Origin of the sequence: Micromonospora sp. KC721, assembly GCF_004348355.1 — a bacterium.
In the GTDB taxonomy this organism is placed as follows: domain Bacteria; phylum Actinomycetota; class Actinomycetes; order Mycobacteriales; family Micromonosporaceae; genus Micromonospora.
Window position 1 is genome coordinate 1 of the sequence record NZ_SMJY01000326.1, and the last position, 3,530, is coordinate 3,530.

Below are 3,530 nucleotides of genomic sequence, written 5' to 3' on the forward strand. Positions count from 1 at the left end.
CTGGACGCCCGTGGCCCCACCGCCGCCGTACCGGCCTCCGGCGTCACCGGCTGCCGCCCCGGCGCCGGCTGCGGGGTCCGGGCCGGACCGGCCGCCGGTCCCGGTGAAGATCCTCATCGCCGGAGGCTTCGGGGTCGGTAAGACCACCACGGTCGGCGCGATCTCCGAGATCGCCCCGCTGACCACCGAGGCGGAGATGACCAGCGCCGGCATCGGATTGGACGATCCGGGCGGCGTGAGCACGAAGTCCACCACCACCGTGGCGCTGGACTTCGGCTGCGTCACCATCGACCGCAGTCTGAAGCTCTACCTGTTCGGCACACCCGGCCAGAACCGGTTCGGCTTCATGTGGGACGACCTGGCCCGGGGCGCACTCGGCGCACTCGTGGTCGCGGACAGCTCCCGGCTGGACGACTGCTACCCGGCGATCGACTACTTCGAGCGGTCCGGGTTGCCGTTCGCGGTCGGCGTCAACGCCTTCGACGGCCGGCTCGCCCACGACCTGGACGTCATCCGCTGGGCGCTGGCCATCGGCGACCACGTGCCGCTGGTCCGGTTCGACGCCCGGGACCGACTGTCGGTACGGGACGCCCTCCTGGTCGTCCTGGACCGGGCGCTGGACCGCGCGACCAGGGAGCAGGGCGGCTGAACCATTCGCCGCCGCGACCCGTTCTCCAGCAGAGAGGGGGACGCGATGAGAAGTGGTCTGGACGAGACACTGGCCCGGATGGCCCGCCGGGAGGAGGCGCTGCGCCGCCGGGCGGGGGACCCGGGCGACGAATCGGGCCGTCATGCGTCCCCCGCCGCCTTCCCGGCATCGGCGCCGGACGGGCGTACAGCCCGACCCGGGTGGGGCGACCCGACCGGCAACGGTCGGCCGAGCCTCGATCGGGATCCGGTGCGGGATGCCGTCGAGGCGGTGCGCCGTGTGGTGGACGCCCACCCGGGTCTCTCCGTGGCGTTGCGGGTCGAGCACGAGGGACGGACGTTCCCGCTGCGGGTCGAGTGGACGGCGACCGGAGCGACGGTCGGCCCGGACAACCCGGTCACGCCCCCAACGGCCCGACCGACGTCGGACCGGCGGACGGTGCCCGACTGGACGCCCGCCCCGGACCGGCCCACCGGCGACCCGGCGGCCCGACTGGCCGAGATGATCCGTCGTAATCCGTCGCTGCTGACCGGTGACCGGTGACGGGGCGAGGGACGCCCTGGCCAGCTAGGGTCGGACGGTGGCCGAACCGGAGCTGATCCTCACCGCGCATCTGCGGCCCGCCGCGCTGGACGCCCGACGGGGCATCGTCCGGCTGCACCCGGAGGTGCTGACCGCGCTCGCGCTGCGCCCCGGTGACCCGGTGCGGCTGACCGGCCGTCGGGTGACCGCCGGGATCGTCGCGCCCGCCGAGCCGGGTGCGAACGCCCGGCTGCTCTACGCCGACGACCTGGTCATGGGCAATCTGGGGCTGCGCGACGGCGGGCAGGTGAGCGTCTGCGCCGTCCCGGTGGTACCGGCGCGGCGGGTGACCCTGACCGGTCCGGTGCCGATCGTCGCGGCGGTGGCGCCGGAGATGCTCCGGTTGGCCCTGCTCGGCAAGATGGTCACCGTCGGCGACGACGTCTCCCTGCTGCCGCAGGACGTACTTCCCGACGCCCCGGTACGCGCCCTGGTGGAGGCCGCCCGGCGCAGCCTGGCCAACACCGTCGGGTACGCCTGGACCAGCACCCTGATCACCGTGGTCGACGCCGAGCCGGCCGACGGCGCGCTGGTCACCATGGGCACCACGGTCGGTTGGCAGCACGGCCCCGTCACCCACGGCTCCGCCGGCCCGGTGGCCGGTGGTGACGCGCCGGGCGTGGGCAACAGGTCGAACGCAGGTGGCAGGACGGACGGCGGACAGGTCGCGGCTGCCCGGGCCGGCACCACCGGCGGACCGAAGCCGGCCGGGGCGGACGCGGAGCCGGCCGGGGCGGAGCAGGACGCGCCGCGGGTGGACGAACTGCCCGGGCTCCGCGCCCAGGCCGAGCAGTTGACCGAACTACTCGACCTCGGCTTCCACCACCGTAAGGTGCTGGACCGCCTGGGCACCGGCGTCTCGCTGGGCGTACTGGTCAGCGGGCCGGCCGGGTCGGGCAAGTCGGCACTGGTCCGGGCCGTCGCCGCGGCCGTCGGCGCCCGGGTACGCCGGCTCTGGGCTCCCGAGCTGGCCGCGCTCGCCCCCGACGCGGCGGCCCGCCGGCTGCGCGAATCAGCCGCCGAGGTGCGCGCCGCAGGGCCGGCGGTGCTGCTGGTCACCGACGTGGAGGCGCTGGCCCCGGCCGAGGACGCCGGCCCGGTGGCCACCGTGTTCCTGCAGGTGCTGGCCGAGACCGTCCGGTCCGGGGCGGCCGTGGTCTGCACCACCTCCCGACCCGAGTCGGTCGACTCCGCCCTGCACGCCCCGGACCTGCTCTCCCTGCGGATCACCGTGCCGCTGCCCGACCCGGCGCTGCGCCGCGAGCAACTGACCGTGCTGACCCGGCAGGTGCCGCTGGCCGAGGACGTACGTCTCGACGAGGTGGCCGGGCGTACCCCGGGATTCGTGGCGGCGGACCTGGCCGCGCTGGTACGGGAGGCCGGGGTACGCGCGGCGCTGCGACAGAAGTCGGCGCGCACGCCGACGGTGGCGATGGCCGACTTCACCGCCGCGCTGGAGGTGGTCCGGCCGACCTCGATGGCCGCCTCCACATTGGAGCTGGCCTCGGTCACCCTGGACGACGTCGGCGACCTGGTCGAGGTGAAACAGACCCTCACCGAGTCGGTGCTGTGGCCGCTGACCTACCCGGACACCTTCGCCCGGCTGGGCGTGCAACCGCCCCGGGGCGTACTCCTCTACGGCCCGCCGGGCTGCGGCAAGACCTATCTGGTGACCGCGCTGGCCGGTTCCGGCCGGGCGAACGTGCTGTCGGTCAAGGGCGCGGAGCTGCTCTCCAAGTGGGTCGGCGAGAGCGAACGGGCCGTCCGGGAACTGTTCCGCCGGGCCCGTGAGGCCGCACCCACGCTGGTCTTCCTCGACGAGGTGGATGCCCTGGCCCCGGTACGCGGCCAGTCGAGCGACGGGGGCACGACCGATCGCGTCGTCGCGGCGCTGCTGACCGAGTTGGACGGAATCGAGGCGCTGCGCAACGTGGTCGTGGTCGGCGCGACCAACCGTCCGGACCTGGTGGACCGGGCGCTGCTGCGCCCCGGCCGGCTGGAACGCCTGGTCCACGTGCCGCCGCCGGACGGACCGGCCCGGGCGGAGATCCTGCGCGCCGCGTCCCGGACCGTGCCGCTCGCCGAGGACGTCGACCTGGCCGCGCTCGGCGAGGAACTGGCCGGCTTCTCGGCGGCGGACTGCGCGGCGCTGATCCGCGAGGCGGCGCTGGCCGCCATGCGTGAGTCGCTGACCGCGTCCACGGTCACCGCCGCCCACGTGGCCACCGCCCGCGGACGCGTCCGCCCCTCCCTCGACCCCACCCAGGTCGCCTGGCTGGCCACCTACGCCGACAAACAC

General features: G+C 75.1%; 3 protein-coding genes. All 3 read left to right on the forward strand.

The annotated features are described in order from the left end of the window. Nucleotides 1–10: 10 nt before the first annotated feature. Nucleotides 11–649 carry an ATP/GTP-binding protein gene (locus E1182_RS29775; RefSeq protein ID WP_132271040.1) on the forward strand — a complete coding sequence of 213 codons (639 nt, stop codon included), beginning with the start codon at nt 11–13 and terminating at the stop codon, nt 647–649. 45 nt (nt 650–694) lie between these two features. Beyond that, on the forward strand, nt 695–1,192 hold the full coding sequence (locus E1182_RS29780) for a hypothetical protein (protein WP_132271041.1): 498 nt from the start codon (nt 695–697) through the stop codon (nt 1,190–1,192). 37 nt (nt 1,193–1,229) lie between these two features. Beyond that, on the forward strand, nt 1,230–3,530 hold a 2,301-nt coding region (locus tag E1182_RS29785), incomplete at its 3' end, for an AAA family ATPase (RefSeq protein WP_132271042.1).